Annotated in this window: 22 protein-coding genes and 2 tRNA genes; 10 read left to right on the top strand and 14 right to left on the bottom strand. The window is 59.8% G+C overall.

Features of this window, described 5'->3' with window-relative positions; translation table 11 throughout:
* Nucleotides 1–119 precede the first annotated feature (119 nt).
* From ACJBF3_RS00335 to shiA, 3 genes are all read right to left on the bottom strand, one after another.
* Entirely contained in the window at nucleotides 120–1,892 is a 1,773-nt protein-coding gene (locus tag ACJBF3_RS00335) for an aminopeptidase P family protein (protein ID WP_045328133.1), read from the bottom strand.
* An 18-nt stretch (nucleotides 1,893–1,910) separates the two neighbouring features.
* Nucleotides 1,911–3,365 (bottom strand): AMP nucleosidase, encoded by a 1,455-nt coding sequence (locus tag ACJBF3_RS00330; RefSeq protein ID WP_045328134.1) that lies wholly within the window; start codon nucleotides 3,363–3,365, stop codon nucleotides 1,911–1,913.
* Nucleotides 3,366–3,438: 73 nt separating this feature from the next.
* Complete coding sequence (shiA, locus tag ACJBF3_RS00325; RefSeq protein WP_045328135.1) at nucleotides 3,439–4,752, bottom strand: shikimate transporter; 1,314 nt, start codon at nucleotides 4,750–4,752, stop codon at nucleotides 3,439–3,441.
* 191 nt (nucleotides 4,753–4,943) lie between these two features.
* Between shiA and ldtA the strand changes: the two genes are divergently transcribed.
* Entirely contained in the window at nucleotides 4,944–5,843 is a 900-nt protein-coding gene (gene ldtA, locus ACJBF3_RS00320) for a L,D-transpeptidase (RefSeq protein ID WP_045328136.1), read from the top strand.
* 134 nt (nucleotides 5,844–5,977) lie between these two features.
* Here ldtA and ACJBF3_RS00315 read toward each other — a convergent pair.
* A tRNA-Asn gene (locus tag ACJBF3_RS00315) sits at nucleotides 5,978–6,053 on the bottom strand.
* A 320-nt stretch (nucleotides 6,054–6,373) separates the two neighbouring features.
* On the opposite strand from ACJBF3_RS00315, the gene nac reads away from it, so the two are divergent.
* The 4 genes from nac (at nucleotide 6,374) to ACJBF3_RS00295 (ending at nucleotide 9,217) form a co-directional block, all read left to right on the top strand.
* Nucleotides 6,374–7,291: a nitrogen assimilation transcriptional regulator NAC gene (gene nac / locus ACJBF3_RS00310; RefSeq protein ID WP_045328137.1), complete on the top strand. Its 918-nt coding sequence runs from the start codon at nucleotides 6,374–6,376 to the stop codon at nucleotides 7,289–7,291.
* 96 nt (nucleotides 7,292–7,387) lie between these two features.
* Nucleotides 7,388–8,338, top strand: a complete 951-nt coding sequence (gene cbl, locus ACJBF3_RS00305; RefSeq protein ID WP_010432106.1) for an HTH-type transcriptional regulator Cbl — start codon at nucleotides 7,388–7,390, stop codon at nucleotides 8,336–8,338.
* A 218-nt stretch (nucleotides 8,339–8,556) separates the two neighbouring features.
* Nucleotides 8,557–8,910, top strand: a complete 354-nt coding sequence (locus ACJBF3_RS00300) for a type II toxin-antitoxin system RelE/ParE family toxin (protein WP_045328138.1) — start codon at nucleotides 8,557–8,559, stop codon at nucleotides 8,908–8,910.
* Nucleotides 8,911–8,914: 4 nt separating this feature from the next.
* Nucleotides 8,915–9,217, top strand: a complete 303-nt coding sequence (locus ACJBF3_RS00295) for a helix-turn-helix domain-containing protein (RefSeq protein ID WP_045328139.1) — start codon at nucleotides 8,915–8,917, stop codon at nucleotides 9,215–9,217.
* A gap of 75 nt (nucleotides 9,218–9,292) precedes the next feature.
* Here ACJBF3_RS00295 and ACJBF3_RS00290 read toward each other — a convergent pair whose 3' ends face one another.
* Nucleotides 9,293–10,213 (bottom strand): LysR family transcriptional regulator, encoded by a 921-nt coding sequence (locus ACJBF3_RS00290; protein WP_045328140.1) that lies wholly within the window; start codon nucleotides 10,211–10,213, stop codon nucleotides 9,293–9,295.
* Nucleotides 10,214–10,354: 141 nt separating this feature from the next.
* Between ACJBF3_RS00290 and ACJBF3_RS00285 the strand changes: the two genes are divergently transcribed.
* A complete protein-coding gene (locus ACJBF3_RS00285) occupies nucleotides 10,355–10,744 on the top strand; it encodes a RidA family protein (protein WP_045328141.1) in 390 nt (129 codons plus the stop codon).
* A 180-nt stretch (nucleotides 10,745–10,924) separates the two neighbouring features.
* Here ACJBF3_RS00285 and ACJBF3_RS00280 read toward each other — a convergent pair.
* The 6 genes from ACJBF3_RS00280 to ACJBF3_RS00255 all read right to left on the bottom strand — a co-directional run bounded on the left by ACJBF3_RS00280 (nucleotide 10,925) and on the right by ACJBF3_RS00255 (nucleotide 19,130).
* Nucleotides 10,925–11,000: transfer RNA gene (locus tag ACJBF3_RS00280), tRNA-Asn, on the bottom strand.
* Between the two features lie 163 nt (nucleotides 11,001–11,163).
* A complete protein-coding gene (locus ACJBF3_RS00275) occupies nucleotides 11,164–13,353 on the bottom strand; it encodes a TonB-dependent siderophore receptor (RefSeq protein ID WP_032641485.1) in 2,190 nt (729 codons plus the stop codon).
* A 26-nt stretch (nucleotides 13,354–13,379) separates the two neighbouring features.
* A complete protein-coding gene (locus ACJBF3_RS00270; protein WP_045328142.1) occupies nucleotides 13,380–14,705 on the bottom strand; it encodes a lysine N(6)-hydroxylase/L-ornithine N(5)-oxygenase family protein in 1,326 nt (441 codons plus the stop codon).
* Complete coding sequence (gene iucC / locus ACJBF3_RS00265) at nucleotides 14,702–16,444, bottom strand: IucA/IucC family siderophore biosynthesis protein (RefSeq protein WP_045328143.1); 1,743 nt, start codon at nucleotides 16,442–16,444, stop codon at nucleotides 14,702–14,704. Before iucC ends, ACJBF3_RS00270 begins: the two co-directional genes overlap by 4 nt.
* Entirely contained in the window at nucleotides 16,441–17,388 is a 948-nt protein-coding gene (locus ACJBF3_RS00260; RefSeq protein ID WP_045328144.1) for a GNAT family N-acetyltransferase, read from the bottom strand. Before ACJBF3_RS00260 ends, iucC begins: the two co-directional genes overlap by 4 nt.
* Nucleotides 17,388–19,130, bottom strand: a complete 1,743-nt coding sequence (locus ACJBF3_RS00255; RefSeq protein ID WP_045328145.1) for an IucA/IucC family siderophore biosynthesis protein — start codon at nucleotides 19,128–19,130, stop codon at nucleotides 17,388–17,390. Before ACJBF3_RS00255 ends, ACJBF3_RS00260 begins: the two co-directional genes overlap by 1 nt.
* A gap of 138 nt (nucleotides 19,131–19,268) precedes the next feature.
* Between ACJBF3_RS00255 and ACJBF3_RS00250 the strand changes: the two genes are divergently transcribed.
* Entirely contained in the window at nucleotides 19,269–20,480 is a 1,212-nt protein-coding gene (locus ACJBF3_RS00250; protein WP_045328146.1) for an MFS transporter, read from the top strand.
* On the opposite strand, the gene mtfA is transcribed toward ACJBF3_RS00250, so the two are convergent.
* Complete coding sequence (gene mtfA, locus ACJBF3_RS00245) at nucleotides 20,477–21,274, bottom strand: DgsA anti-repressor MtfA (protein ID WP_045328147.1); 798 nt, start codon at nucleotides 21,272–21,274, stop codon at nucleotides 20,477–20,479. The genes ACJBF3_RS00250 and mtfA overlap by 4 nt on opposite strands.
* A gap of 215 nt (nucleotides 21,275–21,489) precedes the next feature.
* Between mtfA and ACJBF3_RS00240 the strand changes: the two genes are divergently transcribed.
* The 3 genes from ACJBF3_RS00240 to ACJBF3_RS00230 are packed head-to-tail and all read left to right on the top strand — an operon-like array spanning nucleotide 21,490 to nucleotide 24,086.
* The gene (locus ACJBF3_RS00240; RefSeq protein ID WP_072049997.1) at nucleotides 21,490–21,636 is read left to right on the top strand and encodes a DUF2256 domain-containing protein; all 147 of its coding nucleotides are present in this window, start codon (nucleotides 21,490–21,492) and stop codon (nucleotides 21,634–21,636) included.
* Nucleotides 21,633–23,162 carry a cryptochrome/photolyase family protein gene (locus ACJBF3_RS00235; protein ID WP_088475166.1) on the top strand — a complete coding sequence of 510 codons (1,530 nt, stop codon included), beginning with the start codon at nucleotides 21,633–21,635 and terminating at the stop codon, nucleotides 23,160–23,162. The genes ACJBF3_RS00240 and ACJBF3_RS00235 overlap by 4 nt, the downstream gene beginning before the upstream one ends.
* A gap of 24 nt (nucleotides 23,163–23,186) precedes the next feature.
* Nucleotides 23,187–24,086 carry a LysR family transcriptional regulator gene (locus tag ACJBF3_RS00230; protein ID WP_045328149.1) on the top strand — a complete coding sequence of 300 codons (900 nt, stop codon included), beginning with the start codon at nucleotides 23,187–23,189 and terminating at the stop codon, nucleotides 24,084–24,086.
* Here the strand turns inward: ACJBF3_RS00230 and ACJBF3_RS00225 are convergent.
* Nucleotides 24,061–24,846, bottom strand: a complete 786-nt coding sequence (locus ACJBF3_RS00225; protein WP_045328150.1) for a substrate-binding domain-containing protein — start codon at nucleotides 24,844–24,846, stop codon at nucleotides 24,061–24,063. The two genes, ACJBF3_RS00230 and ACJBF3_RS00225, sit on opposite strands and share 26 nt — an antisense overlap.
* A complete protein-coding gene (locus tag ACJBF3_RS00220; protein ID WP_045328151.1) occupies nucleotides 24,843–26,156 on the bottom strand; it encodes an MFS transporter in 1,314 nt (437 codons plus the stop codon). Before ACJBF3_RS00220 ends, ACJBF3_RS00225 begins: the two co-directional genes overlap by 4 nt.
* Between the last annotated feature and the right edge of the window lie 181 nt (nucleotides 26,157–26,337).

The following is a 26,337-nucleotide window of genomic DNA, read 5'->3' as shown; positions in this document are numbered from 1 at the left end:
GGCTTTTTGCTTTTCTGCGTCTGGTGAAATTGCCGGGTGGCGGCTGCGCCTTACCCGACCTACAAAACCCTCGAATCGTAGGCCGGGTAAGGCGAAGCCGCCACCCGGCAAAAGTCGCACTATCCGTTCACACGAATCGGCGCCGTCGCCTCTTCCAGCCACGCACGCGCATCGCTGTTCACCAGCGGTGCCAGCGCCTTGCGTACCTGCTGGTGGTATGCATCCAGCCACTCTTTTTCCTGCTCGCTCAGCAGATGCAGCTCAACCTGGCTTAAATCGATCGGGATCAGCGTCAGCGAGGCAAATCTACAGAACCCCGGATGGCTCTCCACAATCTCCACCTGGTTTTCGATACGAATACCGTGGCTGTCGCCCAGATAGTATCCCGGCTCGATAGTCATGATGTTGCCCGCCACCAGCGGCCACGGGTTGACCTTTTTGGCGATGCGATGCGGGTTCTCGTGGATCAGCAGCTGGTGCCCCACGCCGTGTCCCGTGCCGTGATCGTAATCCAGTCCCATCTCCCACAGCGGGCGACGCGCAAACGCATCCAGCTGATGCCCCTGAGTCCCGGAAGGGAACTGCAGGGTAATCAGCGACAGGAAGCCTCTCAGCACGGCAGTGTAGTGCAGGCGCTGCTGCGGATCGACGTTACCCCACGCCAGCGTGCGCGTGGCGTCGGTGGTGCCGTTGTGATACTGACCACCGGAATCATTCAGATAAAAACTATCGCGTCTGAGGGGCTTATTGCTGGCCTCGCTTGAATGATAGTGGCACATCGCCGCATTGCTCGAAGAGGCGGAGATAGTCGCAAAGCTCTGCTCGATAAAGCCGGGCTGCTGCTGACGGAACGCAAGCTGCTGCGCCTGGACTTCCAGCTCGGTTAGCGGATTACCTTCCGCCTCACGTCGCGGCACTTCACGGCTCAGCCAGGCCAGGAAGTTAACCCACGCGGCGCCATCCTGGTGATGACATTCGCGATATCCTGCCAGCTCGACCGGGTTTTTGGCGGCTTTCATCAGGGTGATGGGATCGGTTTGCCAGACAATTTCTCCCCGAGGTTCTATGGCGAAGCGCAGGGCCACCGGCGCGGAATCGGCATCAAGCATTACCCGTTTGCCTTCAGCAATCTGCTGACAGCGCTCAATAAAGGTATCCTGCGGCGCAAGGGAGAATGCGTTGCGGACGCTGTCAGGCAGAGCGCTGAGTTTATTGTCGTTAACAAACCATTCGACGTGGCCGTTACGCCCCAGCAGGGCAAAGGAGAGCGGTACCGGGCTGTAAGGAATATCCGCGCCGCGCACGTTTAACAGCCAGGCAATGTTATCCGGCAGGGTAATGGCGAGATAATCGGCACCCTTTGCGGCCAGCACGGCGGCGACGCGCTGACGTTTGTCCGCGCTGCGTTCGCCGCTGTGTTCAACCGGCATTTCACGGATAAGCCCCGCCGGTGCGGCAGGGCGGTCGGTCCATAAGGCGTCAAACGGACTGGCCTTCAGGGGCACCAGTTCGCACGGCGTGGCAGACAATTGTTCAAACTCCGTATTGGTCATCAGCAGCGCGTCAAAACCGATGCGTGTGCCTGCCGCAACGTTTTCCGCCAGCCATTGCGCCAGCGGCTCGTTGTGCAGGTGGTGGATCTCAATCTCATCCGTATTAACCTGGACGCGCGCCTGAACCTGATAGCGCCCGTCAACGAACAGCAGCGCTTTGTTTTTCAGCACCAGCGCCACGCCGGCCGAACCGTCAAATCCCGTCAGCCAGGCCAGCTTTTCGTCGTAGGGCGCGCAGTATTCACTCTGCCAGGCATCCGCACGCGGGACGATCATCCCGTCAAGATGGCTGGCCTCAAGCCAGTGGCGCAGGGCAGAGAGCGGAGATGTGCTGGACATTATTTTTCCTTATTGTTATTAGCGGAACGGCGGCTCGTTGAAAGTACGCAGCTTGCGGGAATGGAGCTTGTCACCTTCCGCCCGCAGCAGGTCAATGGCGCGAATGCCAATTTGCAGGTGCTCTGAGATAGCCCCTTCGTAGAAACGGTTGGCCTGACCGGGCAGCTTTATTTCACCGTGCAGGGGCTTATCGGAGACGCACAGCAGCGTGCCGTAAGGAACGCGGAAGCGATACCCCTGCGCGGCGATGGTGGCGCTCTCCATATCGATCGCTACCGCGCGGCTCAGGTTGAACCGCAGCGCGGAGGCGGAGTAGCGCAGCTCCCAGTTGCGATCGTCCGTCGTGACGACCGTACCGGTGCGCAGGCGCTGTTTCACCTCTTCACCCGGCATGCCGCTGACCTCCTTGGTAGCGTCGTACAGCGCGCGCTGGACTTCGGCGATGCTCGGGATGGGGATGTCCGGCGGCAGCACCGCATCCAGCACGTGGTCATCGCGCAGATAGGCGTGGGCCAGCACGTAGTCGCCAATCAGCTGGCTTTCGCGCAGGCCGCCGCAGTGGCCAATCATCAGCCATACGTCCGGACGTAGCACTGCCAGATGGTCGCAGATGGTTTTGGCGTTTGACGGGCCTACGCCGATGTTGATAAGCGTAATGCCCTGGCCGTCGGCGGTGATCAGGTGCCAGGCGGGCATCTGATGTTTTTTCCACGCGAGGTCGGAAATAGCCTGCTCTGGCGCCTCGGTCTCTGCGGTGATCCAGATCCCGCCCGCGCAGGAGAGCGCGATGTAGGGGCTTTCCGGGTCGAGGATCTGGCTGCAGCCCCAGCGGACAAACTCGTCAACGTAGCGGGTGTAGTTAGTAAAAAGCACGAACGGCTGGAAATGTTCGACGGGCGTGCCGGTGTAGTGGCGCAGGCGCGCCAGGGAGAAATCCACCCGGCGGGCGTCAAAGTGCGACAGGGGAGAAAATTCTGCCGGATGATAAATCCCGTCAGCCGTCTCGTCGCCAATTTGTGAAAGCTCGGTGGTCGGGAAATGACGCGTCAGCCCCGCGCTCATGGAGCGGTCCAGCGTCAGCGCCGAGCCGTCAATCACGTAGGGATACGGGATCTCATGCTGCGAAGGCTCAACGGCAATGTGCGCACCGTAATCCTGGTACAACAGCGTGAGCTGTTCTTCAAGATAGGGGCGGAACAGCGCGGGGCGGGTGACGGTGGTGCTGTAGCAGCCGGAGTGGGTAAAACGGGCGTAGGCGCGGGTTTTCGGCGTCGTGCTGGCGCTACCGTCCCAGGTCACAGAGAGCGATGGATAAACAAAAAGGCCCTCGGATCTGGCCTTTTCGTCGGGAAGTTTCCCTGTTTCAATATATTCGCTGATGGCGTTGCGCAGCGCGTTGACGGACTGTTCATACAGCGCGTCGAGTTGTTCCAGCGCCTGAGCCGGGGTCAGGCTGGAGCCCTTATTATTCATCTCTGTCTCCTTGTTCCACAGGTGTGCGACTCTACCCGATAGTATGTCACACGCCTGTGAAACAAAAGGGAGATCAGCCGTGGCGCGTCTCTTTCATCAGCAGCGCCGTCGCCGCCGACAGCAGACAACCGGCCAGCAGATAAATCGCCACGCTGTGCCAGTTACCGCCGGAGAAGGTCACCAGCGCGGCGGCAATAAACGGCGTAAACCCACCGCCGACCACGCTGGCGACCTGGTAGCCCACGCCCGCGCCGCTGTAGCGATAGCTTGCGCCGAACAGCTCGGTAAACATCGGCTGCTGCACGCAGACCACCATATCGTGAGCGATATTCGCGAGCATGATGGCGAAGAAGACGATCCAGAAGACGGACTGCGCCTCCAGCGCCATAAAGAACGGCCAGGCGCTGAGGGTGCCGATCAGCGCCCCGGTGATGTAAACGCGACGGCGGCCAAACCGGTCCGCCAGCCAGGCGAAGCAGGGGATGGTCAGGCAGCTGATCCCGCCGACCAGCAGGCCGATATTCAGGAACAGTTCGCGCGGCAGGCCGAGATTTTGCGTCGAGTAGTTCAGGGCAAACGCGGTGACGATATACATCGTCAGCAGTTCGCACAGACGCAGGGCGATAATTTTCAGAAAAGCGCCAGGGTGCTGAATCAGGGCTTCCATCACCGGCAGCCGTTTTTTGGCGGCCGGTTTTTCCTGCTGCTTTTCGAACTCAGCGGACTCCTCCATCCCGTTACGGATCCACAGGGCGGCAATCACCAGCACGATGCTGAAGATGAACGGAATGCGCCAGCCCCAGCTCAGGAACTGCTCGTCGGTGGTGAGCTGGCTGATGAACGATACCAGCCCGGTGGAAAGCAGCAGGCCTACGCCGTATCCAACCTGAACGCCGCTGCTGTAAAACGCTTTCCTGTTCTTCGGCGCGCTCTCAACGGACAGCAGCGCCGCGCCGCCCCATTCACCGCCTACCGCGAAGCCCTGGACGGCGCGCAGGGTGACCAGCAGTACCGGTGCCCACCAGCCAATGGCGGAAAACGACGGGAGAACGCCTATCAGCGCGGTGGCGATCCCCATCATCCAGACGGTGAGCATCAGCATGCGCTTGCGGCCGAGACGGTCGCCGAAGTGGCCGAAGATCACCCCGCCCAGCGGGCGAAACAGAAACCCGACGCCAAAGGTGGCAAAGGCGGCGAGCGTGCCCATCGCGGGGCTGACCTGCGGAAAGAACTCGCGGTTAAAGACCAGAGCGGCAGTGATGCCGTAAAGCAGAAAATCATACCAGTCGACGACGGCACCCGCGAAGCTGCCGAGGGCTGCGCGGCGGGCACGATTGAGCGAAGGTGTCTCCTCGTTGGGATGTGTGGAGGCGAGAGTGGAGTCCATAGTTGTCCTGTCTGCACTGATTTTTAATTATTGGTATAAGAAAAGGTCACTCACATAGCGGCCGTCATATAAACGGAACCTATGAGACTACCGCGCCTGTGAGCCTGTGCAAACTGATTTTATTTCCTGATGGGTAATGCAAAACGGCTACGCTATGCTTAACAAAGAGCGAAGCGACTGGGGAAGGGAAGATGCGTCGTAAAGAGGCGTTGGGCTGTCTTGCTGCGTTACTTATCAGCCAGAGCGTGCAGGCGGTGAGCTATCCTTTACCGCCGGAGGGCAGTCGTCTGGTGGGGAGCCCGCAGGCTATCACCGTGCCGGACCATAATACGTTACCGCTTGAGGCGTTTGCCGCGAAATACGGGCAGGGGCTAAGCAATATGCAGGAAGCCAACCCCGGCGTGGATCCTTTTCTGCCTAAACCCGGCACCCGGCTGGTCATCCCCCAGCAGCTCATTTTGCCCGACACCGTCCGTGAGGGGATTGTGGTGAACGTGGCGGAAATGCGTCTTTACTATTACCCGCCGGGCAGCAATACCGTGGAAGTGCTGCCCATCGGCATCGGCCAGGCCGGGCGCGAAACCCCGCGAGACTGGGTGACGGCGGTTGAGCGTAAGCAGGAGGGGCCAACCTGGTCTCCGACGCCGAATACGCGGCGCGCCTATGCGGCTGAAGGGAAAACGCTTCCGGCCTTCGTGCCGGCGGGGCCGGATAACCCGATGGGGCTGTACGCGATTTATATCGGCAGGCTGTATGCCATTCACGGCACCAACTCGAATTTCGGCATCGGGCTGCGCGTGAGCCAGGGCTGTATTCGTCTGCGTAATAACGACATCAAATACCTGTTCGATAATGTCCCCGTCGGAACCCGCGTGCAGCTTATCGATCGGCCCGTCAAAGTGACCACCGAGCCGGACGGCAGCCGCTGGGTGGAAGTGCATGAGCCATTATCACGCAATCGCGCGGAGTTTGAATCAACCCGCAAAGTGCCTCTGCCGATGTCAGCCGCGCAGCGGACGCAGCTGATAAACGAGGGCGCGGGTGCCGAACTGGAGCGGCGCTCGGGAATGCCGGTCAAGCTCAGTCAATAAGTTCGTTTCGCCCGGTGGCGCTGCGCTTACCGGGCCTACAATCCCGTAGGTCGGGTAAGGCGAAGCCGCCACCCGGCAATTTCACCAGACGCAGAAAAGCAAAAAGCCTGCTTTAAAAGCAGGCTTTTCAAATTTGGCTCCTCTGACTGGACTCGAACCAGTGACATACGGATTAACAGTCCGCCGTTCTACCGACTGAACTACAGAGGAATCGTGTGAACGGGGCGCATATTATCGACCTGCGTTCGCCTTGTCAAAGGGTGGAGCAACGCCTTTTGATCGTTTGCTGACAAAATCGGCAAAGTGATGTTTTTGGCAGCGAAATGCACCGCTTTGGTGCGACTGTACCCCTAATGGGGCAGATCGGAAACTGCTGTTTCGGTAATAAAACCCCCGTCTATGATTAGCTTTCCTTATTTTCAGGCGCTTAGCGGCCAGTCCAGAGCGCCTGGTAAAAGTGGCATTCATATTGCAAAACCTGTTCAACAACGACAGCCGGATACGGCACCGCATTTCGAACAGGGGGCAAAATGAACTTAAGACGACTGAAATACTTCGTAAAAATCGTCGATATCGGCAGCCTGACTCAAGCAGCCGAAGTGCTGCATATCGCGCAGCCTGCGCTGAGCCAGCAGGTGGCTACTCTGGAAGGCGAGATGGATCAGCAGTTGCTGATACGCACCAAACGCGGCGTCACGCCAACGGAAGCAGGCAAGATCCTGTATACCCACGCCCGCACCATTCTTCGCCAGTGTGAACAGGCGCAGCTGGCGGTGAATAACGTGGGACAGACCCTGAGCGGACATGTTTCCATCGGTCTGGCACCGGGTACGGCCGCATCGTCTATCACCATGCCGCTGCTGCAGGCCGTCCGCGCCGAGCTGCCGGAAGTGCTGGTGTACCTGCATGAAAACAGTGGCTCCGTCCTGAATGACAAACTGCTGAGCGGCCAGCTGGACATGGCGGTTCTGTACGATCGCTCGCCTGTTGCCGGGATCACCAGCCAGCCGCTGCTGAAAGAAGATCTCTACCTCGTGGGCACCCGCGACTGTCCGGGCCAGAGCGTCGACCTTACCGCCGTGGCAGAGATGAACCTTTATCTGCCGCGCGACTACAGCGCCGTGCGCGTGCGCGTGGACGAAGCGTTCTCCCTGCGCCGCCTGACGGCCAAAATCATTGGCGAAATTGACTCCATCTCCACGCTCACCGCGGCCATTGCCAGCGGCATGGGCGTTACCGTTCTGCCGGAATCCGCCGCGCGCTCGCTGTGCGGTGCGGCAAACGGCTGGATGGCCCGCATCACCACGCCGTCGATGAGCCTGCCGCTGTCGCTGAACATGTCTGCACGCGGTTCGCTGTCGCCGCAGGCGCAGGCGGTAAAAGAGATTTTGATGTCGCTGGTCAGCAAGCCATCGCTTGAGAACCGTGAACTCCAGCTCGTGAGCTGATATTCCATAAAAGCATAAGATGCTGGTTTTTATTATTTGTTCTGCAGCTCGGCTGACTCTAACAATAGAGCTATGTCAGATGCGCCGGAGTGAATCGTGAATTTCCAGCAACTTAAAATTATCCGTGAGGCGGCCAGGCGGGACTACAACCTGACCGAAGTCGCCAATATGCTTTATACCTCTCAGTCCGGCGTTAGCCGCCACATACGCGAGCTGGAAGAGGAGCTGGGTATAGAGATCTTTATCCGCCGCGGCAAGCGGCTGCTCGGCATGACGGAGCCGGGTAAGGCATTGCTCACCATCGCGGAGCGGATCCTCAACGAGGCCAGCAACGTGCGTCGCCTGGCGGATCTCTTCACCAATGACGCCTCGGGCGTGCTCACCATCGCCACCACCCACACCCAGGCGCGCTACAGCCTGCCGCCGGTGATAAAAGCGTTCCGCGAACTCTTTCCTGACGTCCGTCTGGAGCTCATCCAGGGCACGCCGCAGGAAATTGAAGTGCTGCTGCAAAACGGTGGGGCGGATATCGGTATCGCCAGCGAGCGCCTGAGCAACGACCCGCTGCTGGTGGCGTTCCCCTGGTTCCGCTGGTACCACAGCCTGTTACTTCCCGTCGATCATCCGCTGAATCAGGTCTCTCCCCTGACGCTGGAAGATATTGCGAAATGGCCGCTGATTACCTACCGCCAGGGGATCACCGGACGCTCGCGCATTGATGAAGCCTTCAACCGCAAAGGGCTGACGCCCGACGTGGTGCTGAGCGCGCAGGATTCTGACGTGATCAAGACCTACGTCGAGCTGGGCCTGGGCATTGGCCTGGTGGCGGAACAGTCCAGCGGCGAGCGTGAGGACGGGAACCTGGTGCGTCTTGACACGCGTCATCTGTTTGACGCCAACACCGTCTGGCTTGGCCTGAAGCGCGGACAGCTGCAGCGCAACTATGTGTGGCGCTTTATCGAGCTGTGCAACGCCGGGCTGTCGGTGGATGAGATTAAACGCCAGGTCATGGAGCCGGAAGAAGTGGCGATTGATTATCAGATTTAGGTGCGGGTTTGCCCGGCTGCGCTGCGCTGACCGGGCTCCTGGGCTTTTTTCGATGTTGCTCGTAACAAAATGAATATCCGATAAGAGATACATAGAAATACTCCGGCACGCATTCAGTATTCACATAACCCCACAAGAATCTTCTTTTCCCTCTCAGCATAATCATCGCTATAGCTTTGCATGTATATAGCTTTTGATCTATATTTGATGGAGGTCTTGTGTGGACAATTAACACGACGGACAGATTTGATCGCTGGTTTACTGCGCTTGATGATACCGATCGCGCCTGCGTACTTGCAGCGCTGCTTGTATTGCGAGAGAAAGGGCCGGGTTTATCGAGACCCTACGCTGATAGGCTTAAAGGGTCCCGTCACAGCAACATGAAAGAGCTTCGCATTCAGAGTAAGGGCTATCCATTGCGGGCGTTTTTCGCATTTGACCCAAACCGCACGGGTATCGTGCTTTGTGCTGGCAATAAAGTCGGCAATGAAAAGCGGTTCTACGATGAGATGCTCCTCGTTGCTGACCTGGAATTCACTCACTGGCTGAATACATTAAAAGAGAGGGAATAATGCGATGGGAAGAACCCTTGAGCAGCTTATAGCGGATGAAAAGCCGGAGGTTGTCGCCAGTGCTGAGGCGATAGCGACGGATATTCTTCTCAACATTCATCTGGCTGAGTTACGTGAGAAAGTAAATAAAACGCAGGTTGAAATGGCGCAGGCGTTGGGTATCAGGCAGCCTACCGTTGCGGTAATGGAAAAGCCAGGGCGCGATTTGAAACTCTCTTCACTCAAACGCTACGTTGAGGCTGCGGGCGGAAAGCTGCGGCTTGATGTTGAACTGCCAGATGGCTCGCACTATGACTTTGTGCTGTAGGGCAGAAGAGCGAAAAGCATGCTTCAAAATCGCCAGCATAACCGTCAATCGGCGATGATGAGCGAATAGATGTTGTTACTTCCTGGTGGAAGTGGGGACGTGCTGCTGCATCAGTTCAACGATCCAATCAATAAAAACGCGCAGTCTGGCGTTGACATGGCGGTTCGGCGGAAATGCCAGGTAAAGGGGCATTGGCTTAATTCGCCAATCCTCAAAGAGCGGAATTAATGCGCCACAAGCCTGATGCGCTGCCGCCATATAGACGGGTAGCGCAATCACGCCTAATCCCGCTAGCCCAGCGTCGAGATAAGCGTTGCCATCATCCACGGCGAGCACATAGCTGCCCGTGATTTCAATTTGTTCACTCTCACCGTGCATTATCAGAGGATCAATCCTGCCGGTGCGCGAGGACAAGAATCCCACTATGCGATGGTCCGTGTTTTCCAGCTCTTGCGGATGCACAGGGGCGCCGAGGCGTTCCACATAGCTCGGTGCGACGTAAACGCCGATTCGCAAATCGCCGACGTGGCGGGCAATCAGGGACTGGTCGTTGATTTCCCCTCCCCGCAGGACGCAATCCACGTTATCGCCGATCAGATCCACCACCCTGTCACTCACGCCCATGTCGAACTGGATATCAGGATAGCGCGCGTGAAAAGCCGGCAGCGCGGGCACCAGCACAAGTCGAGCGAGAGGAGTGGGCACATCTACCCGTATTCTTCCCCTGGGCGTTATTGCCGCACTGGACAGGCTGTTCTCAGCATCCTCCATGTCCGCCAGCAGGCGAACGACGCGCTCATAGTAAACCGCGCCATCAGGCGTGACGCCAAGCCTACGGGTCGTGCGGTGGAGCAATTTGACGCGCAGGCGCGCTTCCAGCTGCTGAATAAGCTGCGTCACCGTGGTTTTGCTCATATGAAGCGTTTGGGCAGCCTTGGTGAAACTGCCTGCCTCCACCACGCGAGCAAAGGCGCGCATCGCATCGAAACGATCCATTCCTTATCCTCTCTTAATGCCGATTGTTTGGATATTACAAACAATGATGGACAAAGTCGCTTGTTTATCTGCCCGATCCCGCGCCTGTAAAGTGTCTTCATGTTCACCGGGCAGATTTCGCCCCATAACAAAGGTACAAACATGACAGCACGCGAAGCGGTTTTTCCCCTCGGGCGCCAGGCGCTCTATGAACGCAATCGGTATTCACCCGCCATTAAATCTAACGGTTTCCTGTTTGTTTCGGGGCAGGTAGGTAGCCGCGAGGATGGTTCGCCTGAAGAGGACCTTAATGCGCAGGTTCGGCTGGCATTCGATAACCTTAATGCTGTGCTCACCGCTGCGGGCTGCACCTTCGATGACGTGGTTGACGTGACCCTCTTTGTCGTCGATCCCGAGTCAAACCTCGACGCTATCTGGAGTGTCCTGCCAGAATATTGGGGGGAAGCGCCTTACCCTACCTTGACGGGGATAGGCGTGACGTGGCTGTACGGATTCCAGTTTGAGATTAAGGTGATTGCCCGGCTGCCCTAGGGTTACGGGTCTTTCCGCCGGTCGTGCGGTAACTTGATGACAGCAGCGGTTTATTGCCCGGTGGCGCTGCGCTTATCGTGCCTATGGTCCCGTAGGTCGGGTAAGGCGCAGCCGCCACCCGACAATCTTTCCAGATGCAGAAAAGCAAAAAGCCTGCTCTAAAAGCAGGCTTTTCAAATTTGGCTCCTCTGACTGGACTCGAACCAGTGACATACGGATTAACAGTCCGCCGTTCTACCGACTGAACTACAGAGGAATCGTGTGAACGAGGCGCATAGTAGCGACCTCAGTACGCCTTGTCAAAGGGTGAAAACGCGCTTTTTGTTCGTTTGCTGACAATTTCAGCAAATTGCTGATTTTATAGTAAATTCGCGTTCAAATTACACAGCAAATGCGCCGCCCGCAGGCGGCGCGCAGGATTAGAACAGCACGGAGTAGTTCAGACCAAACGTTCGTCCGCGGCCTTTATAGGTATACAGGCCCGGTGCACCGTAGGTTGGGCTATACAGCCCCGGCGCGCGCTGGCCCCAGGCGGTGGTGTAGTCTTTGTCCAGCAGGTTTTCCACGCTGAAGCTGACTTTCCCCACCGGCAGGGCGTAGCTGCCCAGGAAGTCGACCGTGTTATAGCCATCGATCTTCTTGCCGTCGGCGTCAGAGACGTCAAAGGTCTGCGTGCTCTGCACGCGCAGGGTCCAGTCGCCCGGCGCCCAGTTGACCCACGCGCTGGCTTTCGACGGGCTGGCGCTGTCGACCGTCAGCTTCTCCCATTTGCCGTTTTCGCGGGTTTCAGACTTGATGGCGTTAAAGTTCGCGCCGGTGCTCCAGTCGCTGTCGGTGAAGAAATAGTCCACCTGGCCTTCCACCCCGTAGATACGACGCTTGTCGTCTTCCAGGTTGATGGTCATGTCCGTCTTGTTGATGGTGATGGTCTTATCCGAGAGCGAGTAATACGCCGCAACCTGCGTGCGCAGGTTATCCCCGGTATAGCGCCAGCCCAGCTCGTACGCGTTGACCTTGATACCGTCCAGCGTTGAGTCGTTCACGTTGACGCTGTTCAGCAGGCGATAGTGGCCGTTGCTGAGCTGATAGGTACCGGAGCCGTAGTACTTCGCCAGGTCCGGAATTTCGAAGCCCTGGGAGAAGTTAAACCACACCTGCTGCTGTTCGGTCAGGCGACCGAGGATCCCGGCGTTAAACAGGAAGTTGTTGTAATCGGTTTTCCCGCCCGGCACCGCGTCGGCGGAGGTGGCTTTCCCGGTAGCGATGGCCTGCTGCTGGGCGTAGCCGACAAAGTCGTCCACCTTGTTCTCGGTGTACTGGTAGCGCACGCCGCCGCTCAGGGTGATGGCGTCAATGTCGTAGCTGGCCTGCAGGAACGGGGCGAGGTTGGTGATGCTGTAGCCCGGGTAGCGGCCCACGTTGTAGGCGTTATCCAGCTCCATGCCGCCGCTCGCCGCGGCTTTGCTCAGGTTAAAGAACTGCTGGTTGGCGTCAAAGGTTTCGTGGTCGGCATCCACGCCCCAGGTCAGCGTTAAATCGTCGACCGGCTTGCTGTTCAGCGTCAGCTTGCCGCCGTAAAAATCGGTTTTCTGCTGCGACGCGCCGATGCTGCTCACCACGCCTTTGGTCAGGGTTGGGAACGGATAGTAGGTCAGGCTTTCGTCGCGATAGTAAATCTGCGCGACCAGATCCTGGCCCCAGAAGTCGGTATTGGAATACTGCAGGTTGATCAGGTGGCGCTCGGTGCCCGGTACGCGGTCAGAATCGAGGTTCCCTTTGTTATAGGCGGTGGCATCCCCCGTGACCGCCGAGAAGTTCTTGCCGAGATACAGCCCGTGCTTGCCGTCGGACTCGCTCTTGTAGTACTGGGTCGTCAGCTGCAGCTGCTGGTGCTCGTCAATATTGAGGGTGCCGGTGCCCATCACGTCGATACGGTCGGAATACTGCAGGCCGGTCTGGGTGTTATCAATGATCACCTCGTCGCCGTTGCCGTCGTACCAGCCGCCGTAGCGCTGATACGACACCGACAGGCGGCCGGAGGCGTTATCGTTGCCGCCGCTGACCGCTGCCGACACGTTCTCATCGTGGTCGTTATGGCTGTTAAACCCGCTCTTTGCCCCGGTCTGGAACTCCACTTCGGTTTCCGGCTGGCCCTTTTTGGTGACGATGTTCACCAGGCCGCCGGTGCTGCCGCCGCCGTACAGTGACGTGGCGCCGGAGATCACTTCGATACGGTCAATGTTGAACGGATCGATGGAGTCGAGCTGGCGGCTGTCGCTGCGGGAGGAGTTCAGGCGGACGCCGTCCACCATCACCATCATCGAGCGGCCGCGCAGGTTCATGCCGTAGTTGGTACGCCCCTGGCTGCTGACGTCCATGCCCGGGATCAGCTGCGCCAGCACCTCTTTAATCTCTTTCCCGCCCTGAACCTGCTGCTCAATTTCAGCCCGCTCAATGACCCAGGTGGTCTGCGCCATCTCCGCCACGCTGCGGTGCGCGCGGCTGGCGGAGACAACGATATTTTCTTCCTTTTGTTCTTCCGCCCACGCAGAGGTAGAAAGCATTGCAAGCAAGCAAGGATTTAAAACCCAAAGATGAGAACGTTTCATTGTTATGTTGACCCTGATTGTGTGTGTCAGTACTCGGTGGTTTTTGCTAAGGATTTAAAAACCTGGCTGTTCTCCGGGCGGGTCGTGCTTCGCCAGTGGATAACGCCAGGGGTGGTTGCCAGCTCAAACGGCTCGTCGGGGTGGGCGCGATTCAGAATGCGCGCCGCGCGCCAGGCCATCAGGCTGAGCTGGGGTTCGGCAATGCCGAGACGGTGCATCCCGGCATTCACGGCGAACAGGCGGTTGCTCTGCGGGCCGTCCCATTCGAGGGTGAAATCGTTGTTGATGCAGAAGGCTTCGTCCGCATCCAGCTGCAGGCGGTGGGACAGCGGCGCGAGGAACGCGGGCTGAACGGCGCGGTAGCCGGTGGCGAAAATCACCACGTCGGTATCCAGCTGCTCGCGGCCGCCGTCGAGGTGATGCTGAATGCTCAGGCGCTGACCATTTTCCTGACGCGCCAGCGACGTCACCGAACGGGACGGCAGAAGGTGCGCCCACGGTTTTTCACGCAGCACCTCAAAGCGGTGGTACATGGCGCGGTAAATCGCCAGCAGGGACTCGGTGGTGATGCCGTCGGAGGTCATCTTCTGCTCGTGCAGCATCTGGCGACGCGCTTCTTCACCCAGCGTGCAGAAGCTGTCCACGTACTCCGGCGTGAAGTACTCGTTGGCAAAGGCGGCCTCATCCAGCGCGTTGTAGTTGTTGCGGCGCGAGATCCAGTTCAGGCTCAGCGGCTGGCCCCACTCGCCGCGGAAGATATTCAGGAACAGATCGGCGCCGCTCTGGCCGCCGCCAACGACGGTGACGCGCTTGCCCGCGAGATCCGGGGTACGCAGCATCATCTCGCTGGCGTGGAAGCAGGTATCGTCCTGCGTCGTAACGCAGTCCGGGAGGTTGATCTGTTTGCCAATCCCCACGCAGACGTGGCGCGCCAGGAAGCGATCGCGCTGGGTCACGACCTCAAACAGGCCGCTTTCCTCGTCAAAGTTCACCTGCTGCACCTGCTGGCTGAAGGCGAGATTGGTGAGGTTGTCCGCTGCCCAGCACAGGTAATCGGCAAACTCTTCCCGCGAAACGGTGCGCTGCTCGGTGGTCAGAAAGCGGTAGAACTTTTTACGCTGCACCAGGTAGTTCAGGAAGCTGTGACGGTTGGTAGGCTCCACGGCGCTGACCAGATCCTTCAGGAAGCTGGTCTGCATGTGGCAGTCCGGCACCATCATCCCCGGGTGCCAGGAGAAGTGCGGTTTACGCTCAAGAAACAGCGAGCTAAAGCCGTCCAGCCCTTCCGCCAGCGCGGCGATGCTGAGGTTAAACGGGCCAATACCAATGCCGATGAAATCATAGGTTTTCATTGCGCGGACTCCCGGGAGGCGAGAAACAGAGGGTTATCAAGGTCGGTAACGTAGTTCGGCAGCATGCGGCTGCCGCCGTCGTGTTCGGAGAAGGTCAGCTTGACCGGGTTGAGGATCACGCGAATAATTTGCGGCTTAAACAGGTCGAACGTCGCGAAGCGTTCAGCAAGCTCAGGGTGCGCGGCCATATAGCGGTGCAGAACGCCGGCGAGGATCTGATAGAAGCGCGCTTCGCTGACGCCGCTTTGCTGGGTGAGGCGTGAGATAAAGCGCAGCACCGTGACAAAGTTGCCGGTTTGCAGGTCGTGAATAATGTAATCCGCGCTCAGGCGCGCCGTGACGGCCTTTACCTGCTCCGGCAGGCTCTGCGCCTGCGGGAAATCTTCATCTACCAGGCGCATATCGCCCTGGAAATCCTTCAGCAGGACGCGCTGCGGCACGTAGTCCTTCATCACCAGCGTCACGTTCTGCCCGTGGGCGATCAGCGCCACCCCGTAGCGGCAGAGCAGGTGATAGAACGGGATCACCGATGCCTCAAACAGCTTTTCCAGCCACGCGTCGGCGCTTAAGCCGGAGTGCGCGATCCACGCGTCAATCAGCGGACGCCCTGCGTTGTCGGTTTCCATCAGCGCCGCCAGCAGGACCGCCTGTTCGCCGTCCTGCAGATAGCAGGACGGGTTCTCGCGCCAGATCACCCCCAGCATCTCCTGGTAGCGGTAGGGCGCTTTCGGCAATGCGGCATAGCCAGGATGCGACACGTAGCCGGCGGCGGGTTCGCCAAGCACCTGCGCGCCAGAGCGGGCAAGCGTAGCGTCGGCGGTGAACTGCTGCTGTAGCCAGCGAGAGGCCAGCGGCCCGGCGGCAATGTATTTGCCCGGGATCCCGCGATAGCAGGAGGTATTGTAGATGGTCAGCGGCAGCTTGATGTCATACGGCGCGCGACGGCTGGCGTTGGTGAGCGTGCGCAGAGACTGCTGCGCCAGATACTCATCGCCAAACTCGCCCAGCTCAACCATCTCACCGCGCGCCAGCTGCGCCACGAAGTGAATGGCTATTTTTTGCTGCCACTGCCACGGGTGCAGCGGCACCGGCAGCCAGCCGTCGTCGAGACCCAGCGCCTGCCAGCGGGCATCAAACCGTGCGCGCTCGGCATCGTCCATGGCGCTGGACAGCAGGCTGTGAATGTCGCAATCGACGTCGCTGCTCCAGACCAGATGCTCCCGCGGCACGGCGATCCAGTGCAGGCGAAAGCGCCCTCGGTACTCCGGGGCGTAATGGCGCAGGGCGTCCAGCCCCCAGCCGCGGCGACCCTTGTTGAAAATAAACTTCGGGTGGCCGCTCATCAGACACTGTAATTCGTCCGGGTCGAGGTGGATCAGCGCGTCCGCGTCCAGTCCTTCACGCGCCTGCAGCAGCTGCATGTCGCCGCGCAGCGTGGCGTAGAGATCTTCCATGTGCTCCGCCGTTTGCGCGTCGCTCATCTCCAGCACCGTCGCCAGCTGCAGCAGCGCGCTTTCCGCCTCCACGGCATTGCCGCTGGCGGCGATCAGGCTGTCCGGGTCGATATGCAGCCAGCCCCAGATCCCGCGCGCGGCGCGAAACTGCCATGTTTCGCTGCCCATGGTGATTTGCCAGCGGTCCACGTCCAAGGGTTCGGCGCGCAGCGTGCGTTCGTATTCCAGCTCGGCGAGGATCTTCCCTACCATCTCGCGGTTCACTTTTTGCCAGCGCGCGTTCACAGGCCCACCTCGCTGAAGAAGCGGTGACGCTGGCTCATGATGAGGCGCGAGCGTTTGTGCGGGAAGTCAAATTCTTTCACCGTGTCGAAACCGGCGGAGTCCAGATGGCGGAACAGGCGCTGGTTGTCGAAGCGCGGCTCGGCGACAATCCGCGTGGTGCGCGGCTCGTCGAGATACAGATAGTGGCTCAGGCCGCGCAGCCAGCTGCGGATGTACTGCGCCCCGCGCCAGCTCTCTTCGCCCACCAGCATGTGCAGCCCGCGGTCAAACGGCTGCCAGCGGTAGTGGCGGCCAATGCGATCTTCCGGCGCCCAGTAGAGTTCAAAATAGCCGAACGGCTGGTCGTCGAAGCAGCCAATGACCGGGTAGCAGTACGCTGAGTCGAGCTGACGGCGCAGGTAGCTTTCCTGCTCGGCCTGCGGGCCCGCCATCTCCCAGAAGGCGTTCACGCGCGGGTTATTCATCCATTGGGTAAAGCGCTCGCCGTCCAGCGCCACGTCGGCCACGCGGAAGCTCAGCGTGCGCTTAATTTGCGGATCGTAACGACGATATACCTCGCCCTCGGGGCGGTGAGGGCGCAGCGGGAAGTACAGCTGGCGGCTCTCGTCAAACTGCATACCGCCGCTGGGCTGCGGCTGCTCGCCTTTCAGCCACAGCGGCAGCTGCCAGAAGGTTTCACGCGCCAGATAGTCCCCGTGGGCGAGGCTAAACAGCGCCTTTGCCTGGGGTTCATCCTGCCAGGAAGCCCACGGCAGGGTAATGCCGGTCAGCGCGGGGGCCGCTACAAACAGCTGATCCAGGGCTTCCACCAGCCAGCCGTCCGGGATCGCATTCAGACGCTCCAGCACCGCGCTGCCGTCGAGACCCAACGTCAGCGGCAGGGCGCGATCCGTTGCGGTGCAGCGAAAGCCGTAGCCGGAATGGACGATATTCGCGATAGCCATTACGCCTTCTCCTTGTAAAACGGGTTGCTAAAGTCGAAATAGATCACCGCCGGATCGGCGATGGTGTTTTCATTGCGGTCGTGCAGATAGCAGAAGAAGTTGCCTTTGCAGTTCCAGGTCGGGCTGTCGAGCACGTAGTCGAGGCAGCGGGTCTGCTTCGCGGTCTGGCGCAGACCCGCCAGCGCATCGCGCACGCGGGACATCAGGTTCTCCTCGCTGTCGAAACCGGCGGCGGCGAGGGCGGCGGTGACGGCAAGGGTAGAGTTCAGCAGGAGGTAGTAAGGGAAGTAGCGCAGCAGCTGACTCTCACCGAAGCGGTTTTCCACGTCGGTTTCGCCAGCCTCTTTCAGCCATGCGTCGGCCCCTTCGGTCCAGGCGCTGCCCTGGCAGTCGCGGTAGATAAGTCCGACCGGGAAATCCTGCTGCATCTCGACGAGGATATTTTGCTGGTGCGCCAGCAGGACCAGACCGTAGTCCGCCTCGGCGCTGAACAGCGGCAGCAGCACGCGGTCGCAGTAGGCGTCCAGCCAGCAGCGGGCGGCCTGAGCGAGCGGTAAATCCAGACGCTGGCTCAGGCGTCGCACCGCGGAGGCAAGCAGGCTGTCGCCGCCGTCCGGCGCGGCCTGGGTCAGGCTGACCAGCACGTTGGTCTGGGTGTCAGGCGTGTCGAACAGCAGGTTGACGCGCAGGGCCATCAGGCTCTCTTCCTGAACCGTGCCGCTTTCGTCACGCAGCCCCGCCCAGCCGTCTTCCTGCATCACGCGCATGGTCGGGTAGCGCGCCTGTAAATCCTGCCAGCGTTCCGTTTTCGCCAGACGCGCCAGGCGCATTCCGCGCTTAACCTCTTTGACCGACAGCGTGCGCACGGAGTTGGTCAGACGCACGCTGAGGGAGAACTTAATCATGTCGCTGTTGCTTTCGCTGTACAGCGAGCGGGAGGAGCTGGTGGGCAGCCACTGCGCGCCCGCCTCGCCCAGGTCCTGCAATGCACCGTTTTCCACCAGACGCTGGCACCAGGCCTGCTCCAGCAGATAGTCGGCCTGCCACGGATGCATCGGCAGCAGCCAGCGGGTGTCGGTGAAGTGGCCGAGCAGCTCGGGCGCGCTCTGGGCCGCGAAGCGCAGCAGGCGCTCACGCAGGGAGACGTTCAGGCTGTCACCGGCCACGAGCGTGCTCTCAACGGCAAACCAGCGCAGCGGAAAGCGGGAGGCGAAGTCGGGCAGATAGCGACGCGCCTCGGTTTCGCTGAACGGCTCGTGCGACTTCGGCGCCGGGTGAAACGCGTGGCCAACCAGCAGCGCCTGTTCGGCTTCGGCAAACGTCAGCGGCTTATCGCGCAGGGTTGCCCAGCCGTGGCGCAGATCGATCGCCTGCCAGGTGTGCGCATGGCTTTCAAGGACGCGCTGCTTAAAGCGCGCCAGCGTATCGACATCCAGCGAGCCTTTCACGGACGGTTTTTCAAGAATTAAATCAACCAGTTGGGTAAATGTGACAGCGTCACCATCATCTTTGTTGCGTTGAATAAGCGTTGCCGGAAAACGGTACTGATGATGCTGAGTGGGAGAGAAATAGCGTACCGGCACCCGAAGCGCCTGGGTTTGGGAAAGCGGGATATGGATCTCAGATAGCGCATCCGCGGCGGTAGCGGGGAGATAGCGCCAGTCCTTCGTTTCGCGCAACAGGGCGTTTAAAAAACACTGGGCCGCAACGTCTGTACCGGCAGAGCGGGGCAGAGCACGCATAGGTGTACCTCATTCCATGATTGATAATAATTCTCGTTATGATATTCATTCTGTTTACAGTCGCAACCATTTTTGCAATATTTGTTTTCATAAACTTCATGATTTCCACACATTTATTGACACTATGTTCACATTCTTATGCGCGCTGACTCTGAAACCCTGACGGAAAACGTCTCCTCAAAAGCTAACTGGACCCTGGCGCTATCTGCGGGTTTACTGGGTATCGGGCAAAACGGCCTGCTGGTGATGCTCCCGCTGCTGGTGACCCTGACCGGGCTGTCGCTCTCGGTCTGGGCCGGGCTGCTGATGTTTGGATCCATGCTCTTTTTACCGGCATCGCCCTGGTGGGGACGCCAGAGCGAGCGGAGAGGGTGCAAGGCGGTGATGCTGGCCTCGCTGAGCGGCTACCTGGCCAGCTTCGCCGTCATGGCGCTGGTGGTCTGGGCGTTGGCGGCCGGCAGGCTGGACCCGGACTGGGGGCTGGCGGGGCTGATCTTCTCGCGCCTGCTCTATGGGCTGACGGTTTCAGGGCTGGTGCCTGCGGCCCAGACGTGGGCGATTCAGCGTGCGGGGCTGGATAAAAGAATGTCGGCGCTGGCGACGATAAGCTCCGGCCTCAGCTGCGGACGCTTGCTCGGCCCGCCGCTGGCGGCGCTGATGCTCAGCGTCAGCCCTGTGGCGCCGCTCTGGCTGATGGCGATCGCGCCGTTAATTGCCCTGCTGCTGGTGCTACGCGAAGCCGCAGATCCGCCGCTGCCGCCGGTGGCGCACCAGGCGACCCGCCTGCAGGCCTCCATGATGCCGTTCCTGCTGCTGGCGCTGCTGCTGGCGGCGCTGGTGAGCCTGATGCAGCTTGGCCTGTCACCGCATCTTAGCCCGCTGCTGGACGGCAACGCCCGCGAGATCGGCCATCATGTCGCGCTTCTGCTGAGCATGGCCGCGCTGGCGACGCTCGCGGCGCAGTTTCTGGTGGTTCGCCCGCAGCATTTCACCCCGATGACGCTGCTCTGCATCGCGGCGGTGCTGATGGTGGCAGGGCTTGGGCTGATGTCCGTCGCGGGTTTAACGCTGTTCTACGTGGGTATCGTTATTACGTCACTCGGGGCGGCGATGGCCACGCCGGGCTACCAGCTGCTGCTGAACGATCGGCTCACCACCGGGAAGGGCGCGGGCGTCATCGCCACCAGCCACACGTTAGGCTACGGCCTCAGCGCGCTGCTGGTGCCCGTGGTGACGCGCTTTTTCTCAGAGCAATCTTTGACGGTGGCCGCATGGGGAATGGCGTTGCTGTTTTTAGCGGTGAGCATCGGGGTACGGTCAACCGCGCGTACCCGTCCTGAAAAACCTTAATGGATCTGGCGGGAGGCCTGCCCGTCAGACGCTTCATTTTGCCGCAGGCGCTGCAGGGGAGCCTGCTGATAGAACTGGCAGAAACGCTGCCACAGCGCCGGGAAACGGGGCGCGAAGAGCTCGGGCGCGCTGAAGAAATACTCCGAAAGCACCGCAAAGCACTCGGCCGGGTCGGTTGCCGCGTAGGCGTCAATGCTGGCCGCGCTTTCGCCCACCAGGTCTATTTCATCCTGGATGTTATCCATCGCCGCATGCAGGTCGTGCTCCCAGCCTGCCACCTCGCGAAGCGGGATCAGCGGGACGCCGCTGGCGCGATCGCCGTTGCGGGTATCCAGCTTGTGCGCCACCTCATGAATAACCAGGTTAAAACCGGAGGCGTCGAACGAGTCCTGAATATCGAGCCAGTTGAGGATAATCGGCCCCTGCTGCCAGCTCTGTCCGGACTGCACCACGCGCTGGTTGTGCACCAGCCCGATATCGTCCTGCCACTCATCGTCGACGATGAACGGCGCAGGGTAGATCAGCACCTCGTGGAAACCGTCCAGCCACTCAATACCGAGCTCAAGCACCGGCAGGCAGAAAAGCAGGGCGATGCGCGCGTTTTTCAGGGGATCGAGTTCAAACCCCTGCAGCGGCACCAGGCGTTTTTGCTGCAAAAAACGATCCGCCAGCTGAACCAGCTTCGCTTGTTCATCCGGGTTTAGATTCGCCAGAACCGGGATCGTCAGCGCCTCATCCCACGGCAGCGCCATATCCCGGCCAGCCTCATTCGTTTTCCAGGGCCACTTTATCATCGCTTTGCTCGCAAACTCGTCACTTGAACAAAAATGGGAAAGTCAGATTAGGTTAAGATGCCAGAAAATTGCTCGCGGCGACAATTCCAGCCCGAATAAACTATCATTCGTACGTAGCGGTGGGTAGCGGTTTGCGGGCATCACCTTCATTTTGTGACGTCTGTCGTAGCCTTAACCCACAGGTTCAGTGAAGAAATCAGTACGGTATTGAAAAGATGAGCGATTTCAAAGGTAACAAGCGGGACCTGCCCAGTCGACCGTGTGTGCACTGCCAGCGGCCCATGACGTGGCGCAAGAAGTGGGCGAAATGCTGGGATGAGGTCAAATACTGTTCCGAGCGCTGTCGCAGGAGCCACCGTTGACCGAGCTGCGCCTGATCCTGGGCGATCAGCTTAATCCGCACCACAGCTGGTTTGATAGCCGCGATTCGAACGTCATTTACGTGATGCTCGAACTTCGGGCGGAAACCGCCTACGTGCTTCATCACGCTCAGAAAGTGATTGCCATCTTCGCGGCCATGCGCGCGTTTGCCGCTGCGTTAAAGGAGAAGGGACATCGGGTGAGGTATGTCCGGCTCTCTGACCGCTCAAACCGCGGCGCGCTGGAAGACAATCTCAACGCGCTCGTCGCGCATTATGGCGCAGACAGGGTGGTGTGGCAGGAGCCCGACGAATGGCGTCTTGATACGCAGCTGCAGACGTGGGCGAAAACGGCGTCCGTCGAAACCGCCTGCGTCAGCAGCGAGCATTTCTTCACCACCCGTGAACAGGTGGGGGCGTTCTTTGCGTCGCGCAAAAGCTGGCGCATGGAGTACTTTTACCGGGAAATGCGCCGTCAGCACGGCATACTGTTGACCGCGGAAGGCGAGCCCGAAGGGGGGAAATGGAATTTCGATGCTGAAAACCGCAGGCGCTGGTCCGGTGAACCGCCCGCACCGGACGACGCTCGCCTCCGCCACGATCGCACGGCGCTGTGGGAAGAGATCCAGCGCTGTGGCGTAAAGACCTTCGGCGAACCGCAGGCCGACAATTTTCGCTGGCCGCTCAATCGTGCGGAAGCCAAAGCCCGGCTGGACGACTTTATCACGCACGTGCTGCCGCAGTTCGGCGCCTGGCAGGATGCGATGCACGCGGAAGAGCCCTTTCTCTTCCACTCATTAATTTCATTCGCGCTGAACACCAAAATGCTTAATCCGCGGGAAGTGGTGGTGGCCGCCCAGCAGGCGTGGCGTTCGGGCCACGCGCCGCTGCCTGCCGTTGAGGGCTTTATCCGCCAAATACTCGGCTGGCGGGAGTACGTGCGCGGGATCTACTGGTCGCAGATGCCTGGCTACCGGGAGCTGAACGCCTTAGACCAGCACGCCCCGCTGCCGGACTGGTTCTGGACCGGCAAGACGCAGATGCGCTGCCTGGCGCATGCCGTTGGGCAGTCGCTCACCGAGGCTTACGCCCACCATATCCAGCGCCTGATGGTCATCGGGAACTTTAGCCTGCTCGGCGGCCTCTCCCCGCAGGCGGTTCATGAATGGTATCTGGGGGTCTATATTGATGCCTTTGAGTGGGTGGAGCTGCCCAATACCCTCGGCATGAGCCAGTTTGGCGATGGCGGGCTACTGGCCAGTAAGCCCTACGTCTCAAGCGCGTCGTATATTCATAAGATGAGTAATTACTGCCAGGGGTGTCGGTATCAGCACAACCAGCGCACCGGCGAGCTGGCGTGCCCCTTCAATGCCCTTTACTGGGATTTCTTTGCGCGCAATCAGGCGCGTCTGGGTAACAATCCCCGGCTGGGCATTGTCTTTAAACAGCTTGCGGACATGCAGGACGGGGAACGGCAGGCTATTGCCGATCGCGCCCGCTACATCCGCCTTAATCTCAACGATCTCTGACCCCCGACAGGACATCCAGACGCTATGCCCGTGAATTTTGACCTTAACGATCTTTATGCTTTCAGAGCGTTAGTGGAATACGGTAACTTCCGTGTCGCCGCTGAATCTATCTGCCTGTCCCAGTCGGCGCTGAGCCGCAGGATTGAAAAGCTGGAAGCCGCGCTGGGAAACCGGCTGTTCGATCGTACCACCCGCCGCGTGGCCTTAACGTTATACGGTCAAAACTTTGCTGAACGCTCCGCGCAGCTGCTCGACAACGTGGAGTCCATGCTGGCGGATGTCGATAAAGCCAGCGAAGAGCGGACGGGGCTGATTGCGGTTGCCGCGGTACCCTCTGCGGCCTGCTATTTTATGCCTGATGTGATCCGACGCTTTCAGTCTCGCTATCCGCGCGTGCGCATCAAGCTCATCGACAGCAGCGCGGGGAATGTGATTGACGCCGTGGCCCGCAGCCAGGCGGATTTTGGCATCTGCTTCGCCGGAAACCTGCCGACTGAGATCGAATTTTTCCCGCTGGTGGAGGATGTCTATGTCGCCGCGTGCCGAAAGGATCACCCGCTGGCGCAGAAGAGCCACCTGACGTGGCAGGCTTTTTACCAGCAGGACTATATCTCCCTCGATAAAACGTCAGGCAACCGTAACCTGCTCGATCGGATGCTGGGGGAGATCGTTCCCGAACGCCCGAGCGTCTGCGAAACGCGTCACGTCACCACGATGCTCGGCATGGTCGAGGCGGGGATCGGCATTGCTGCCGTTCCCGCCATGTCGATGCCTACGTCAGCGCACACGCCGCTGACGCATCTGCCGCTGGTGGCACCGGAAGTGAAGCGCACCGTGGGGCTTATCCGGCGCCGGGGGCGCATCCAGTCCTACATTGCGGCTGAACTGGAAAAGCAGATCACCGGGCAGTATCGCCGGACGTAACGGGGGTCATCCCCGTCTCGCGGATGACTTCCCCTGATGGCGGCGAGGCGAGATAGGTCAGCAGCGCTTTACCCTCCGTAGGATTTTCCGCGTCACGGGTAACCGCACCCGCGAAGCGCGTGATGTATTGCAGCGTATCCGGGATTTTCCCGATAAAGGTGACGCCCTGAACCGGCAGCAGCTCGCTGACCTGCTGGAAGCCCACCGCGTATTTACCTTTCGCCACTTCCGAGGCGACCGGAATACGCTCGACCATGGTCGCTTTGCCCGCCACCTCTTTTTCAATCCCCAGCTTTTTAAACAGCGCCTGGCTGACGTACCTGCCGCTGGCGCTGTCGGAGTAGGCGATGGAGCGGGCCTGCAGCAGAGTATTGCGCAGCATCGCCTCGCTGCTGATGTCCGGGATATCCGCCCCTTTTTTTACCACCATGCCCACGGGAGAGTCCGCGAGCTCCGTTCGCGAGCCGGGCCGGGTCAGGCTGGCTTTTTCGAGCGTCGCCAGCGCATCGCCCACCATAATCACCACGTCGGCCTTCTCGCCGCGCGCCAGTCGGTTTGGGATCGCCTGCGGCGTCGTGCCCATCGAGGGACCGGGAATAATCACAATTTTATCCCCGGTGCGGCGTTCATACTCCGGGGCCAGCTTTTCCAGGGCGGCTTTGAAGCCGCCCGAAATCATGACCTTTACGTCTTTAGCACCGGCATTGACGCTCAGGAAGGCCAGCATCAGCGCGATGGCGGGATAAGCAGTGCGTTTCATACGGCCTCCTGTGACTTGACGGTGTTTTGTAGCGATACCGCACGGCGGCGGTAGAGGTAGAGCGTGGCCAGCAGGGCGCACACGGCAGCGAAGCTCATCCAGTAGCCGGGGGAGGCTTTGTCGCCGGTGTATTCGATCAGCGCGGTGGACATGACGGGGGTAAAGCCGCCGAAGACCGCCGTTGCCAGGCTGTAAGCCAGAGAGAATCCCGCCACCCGCACTTCAGCAGGCATAATCTCCGTCAGCGCCGGGATCATCGCGCCGTTATAGAGGCCATAGAGGAAGGAGAGCCACAGCAGGACGCCCAGCATCATCGAGAAGCTGGGGGCGTTCGCCAGCAGCGTCAGGGCAGGGTAGCTGGTGGCCAGCGCCAGCAGGGCCATGGCAATCAGCACCGGCTTGCGCCCGAAGCGGTCCGACAGCGCGCCGCCCACCGGCAGCCAGATAAAGTTAGCGATAGCCACCAGCAGCGTCACCAGCAGGCTATCTGACGCGCTCAGCATCAGCACCTTTTTGCCAAAGGTGGGGGCGTATACGGTGATCAGGTAGAACGCGGTGGTGGTCATCGCCACCATCAGCATGCCCGCGACCACCACCTGCCAGTTGGCAAGCAGGGTTTTAAAGACCTGACGCATGTCCAGATGCTGGCGGCGCGCGCTGAACGCTTCCGTCTCCTCCAGCCTGCGGCGCAGGAAAAAGATAAACGGCACGATTAAACAGCCGAACAGGAACGGGATGCGCCAGCCCCATTCGCGTATGGCGCTCTCCGCCATCAGGGCATTCAGGGCAAAGCCCATCGCCGCGGCGACCATGATGGCAACCTGCTGGCTGCCGGACTGCCAGCTGGTGTAAAAACCCTTGCGGCCCGGCGTGGCGATTTCAGCCAGATAGACCGACACGCCGCCAAGCTCCGCCCCGGCGGAAAAGCCCTGCAGCAGGCGGCCCGTCAGGACCAGCAGCGGCGCCCACAGGCCGATGCTCTGATACGACGGAATGAGCACGATCAGAAACGTCCCGGCGGCCATGATCGACAGGGTGACAATCAGCCCTTTACGGCGGCCAACCTTATCAATGTAAGCGCCGAGCACGATGGCCCCAATCGGGCGCATCAAAAAGCCCGCGCCGAAGACGGCGAAGGTCATCATCAGCGAGGCAAATTCACTGCTCGCCGGAAAGAAGGTGTGGGCGATGTAGGTGGCATAGAAGCCGAACAGAAAGAAGTCGAACTGCTCAAGAAAGTTGCCCGAGGTGACGCGAAAAATCGCGCCTGCTTTCGCACGGACCGTTGCAGGTGAGGTTGAGGAAACCATGATTATCTCCAGTTTTTATCGTGACGTTATGCTCGTCTGTTTCTGAAAACTGGATCAGGAAGCGGAAATTAATAAGCGCAAATCGCGAATGAATCGATGCGTGCTGCGCATCAATGACGCGGCATTGACCAGGATTTACATGACTAACAATAACTTAACAATTTTGTGATTTTTTATTCAC

The organism is Enterobacter sp. PP-008-ECC_S150 (assembly GCF_045257065.1).
Taxonomy (GTDB): domain Bacteria; phylum Pseudomonadota; class Gammaproteobacteria; order Enterobacterales; family Enterobacteriaceae; genus Enterobacter; species Enterobacter chengduensis.
Note: the sequence above shows the minus strand (reverse complement) of the source record. Positions and strands in the feature narration are given on the sequence as shown.